At 38.8% G+C, this 1,868-nt stretch carries 3 protein-coding genes; all 3 read right to left on the bottom strand.

Features of this window, described 5'->3' with window-relative positions; translation table 11 throughout:
* Nucleotides 1-141: 141 nt before the first annotated feature.
* Nucleotides 142-528, bottom strand: coding sequence for a GNAT family N-acetyltransferase (locus tag GQR53_RS20420; RefSeq protein WP_165742826.1), 387 nt, complete (start codon nucleotides 526-528; stop codon nucleotides 142-144).
* A 52-nt stretch (nucleotides 529-580) separates the two neighbouring features.
* The gene (locus tag GQR53_RS20415; protein WP_149604942.1) at nucleotides 581-1,174 is read right to left on the bottom strand and encodes a DUF2238 domain-containing protein; all 594 of its coding nucleotides are present in this window, start codon (nucleotides 1,172-1,174) and stop codon (nucleotides 581-583) included.
* 61 nt (nucleotides 1,175-1,235) lie between these two features.
* The coding region (locus GQR53_RS20410) for an SDR family NAD(P)-dependent oxidoreductase (protein ID WP_165745048.1) at nucleotides 1,236-1,868 on the bottom strand (633 nt) is incomplete at its 5' end.

The raw sequence follows: 1,868 nt of genomic DNA, 5'->3' as shown, positions 1-1,868 counted from the left end.
CTAGATATTTAGCAATTTAGGCTGACACAGAATTCTGAACGCCCTCCATTAAGTTGGAATCAAAAAATCGTAAGCTAACGAACCTATCTAGGCGCTATGTGACAGGAAATTGCTTATAACAACAATATTCGCCCCCGTTTATTAGACCTCACGATTATTTTTATCATACACATTCTCAGGATTTATTTGCATTAGTAGTGCGGGGTTATCTATTGGCTTAAATCCGTATTGCGCATAAAGCCCGTGGGCATCCGATGTCGCTAATAAAAAGCGCCTGAGCCCTTGCAGCTCAGGGTGCTCTACTATCGTTTTAATAAGTAATTTACTCAGCCCATTACCTTGCAAGTGCGGGGCAATAAATACATCTGCTAAATAGGCAAAGGTTGCTTTATCGGTAACCACTCGGGCAAATCCAACTTGCTGGTTATGATCGCTGTAAACACCAAAGCACATTGAGTTATAAATAACGTTAAAGTTGAGTTTGCTTTTGTCTGTGCTAATTGAGTAGTTACTAATGTTTGCGCTCATAAGTTAATAGTCTTTTTTACCAATGCTTTTATAAGCGTTTATATAACTTTTTCTATAAATAATCTTTAACGTTTTTTAGCTGTTTGTCGTGTACTTTTGAAAGTACTAACAATGAGCAAATAGCCCCAAATAACGCCAGTCCCATATCTGATTGGGTATCCCACACGTAACCTTGCGTGCCTAAAAACGCTTCTGCGTTTTCGCCGCTTAACACTGCAACCCACCACTCTATTAATTCGTAAAAGGCGCTAAATGCTAAACATACTGAAATAACAAAGGTGATTAACCAGCCTCGACCATTTACTACTTTTTTGCGCAGTAAAATTTCGCGTGCTAGTAGTGCAGGTACAAACCCTTGAAAAAAGTGCCCTACTTTGTCGTAGTTATTACGCTCGCTACCAAATAGGTTATCGAACAAAGGGACTTCGGCGTAGGTGTAATGCCCGCCAATCATCAGCACTATGCAATGCGCTAAAATAAATGTATACAAAATAGGGGTAAGTTTAAAGTGGCTATAGGTACTTGCTAGCAGCACTAAACCAATAATTGCGGGGATAACTTCAAGCAGCCATGTAAATTGATCTTTTGGGTTAATACCAGACCAAATTAATACAATAAAAAACAGGCTCAGCCATAAATACTTCATTTAGAATCCTTTTCTAAATTGATCAAATTTACGGCATTTTACGCCTTTGAAATAAACGACGCTACCTATAGTTTGTTTTTGCGGTAATGCGATTAAACAAAGTAGGAAAAAAGCGCTTAATTGTTGGCGCCCAACCACTTAAACCTTTGCCAATAATCACTTCGTCTTTTTTATTGCTAATGGCACGAATCATTTTTGAAGCCGCTACGCTTACATCCATGCCATTTTCTATCGACTCTTCTGGTTTATTTTGCGCTATGCCTTGCTCGTTTAGTGAGTTATGCGCAATTGCTGTTTTAATAGAGCCTGGGCAAATTGTTAAACAATGAATGTTATGTTGTGCTACTTCTGCACGTAGGCAATCCATAAAACCAACAACCGCATATTTAAAACCCGAATAACCCGTTCTAAATTTTGAACCTACTTTACCCGCCACACTACTAATAGACACAATTGAGCCACTGCGCCTTGCCACCATAGTAGGCAATACAGCTTTAGTAAGTGCAATTAAGCCAAAGTAATTAACCTCCATTAATTGGCGATACACGTTAAAATCGTTTTCTAAAAATAAACTGCGCTGCGATACGCCGCCGTTATTAATTAAAATATCTATTACAGGAAGCTCGCTCATTTTTTTTTTTTTTTTACTCAGTACATGCTCTGGCTGGGCTAAGTCCAGTGGCACAACTAAGTG

The sequence above is a fragment of the Pseudoalteromonas sp. Z9A6 genome, assembly GCF_011378805.1.
Taxonomy (GTDB): domain Bacteria; phylum Pseudomonadota; class Gammaproteobacteria; order Enterobacterales; family Alteromonadaceae; genus Pseudoalteromonas; species Pseudoalteromonas distincta.
This window is presented reverse-complemented; position numbering and strand designations above follow the sequence as displayed.

Coding starts and splice junctions, on each gene's coding strand:
- GQR53_RS20415 (WP_149604942.1), bottom strand. CDS start 1,174: ATGAAGTATTTATGGCTGAGCCTGTTTTTTATTGTATTAATTTGGTCT.
- GQR53_RS20420 (WP_165742826.1), bottom strand. CDS start 528: ATGAGCGCAAACATTAGTAACTACTCAATTAGCACAGACAAAAGCAAA.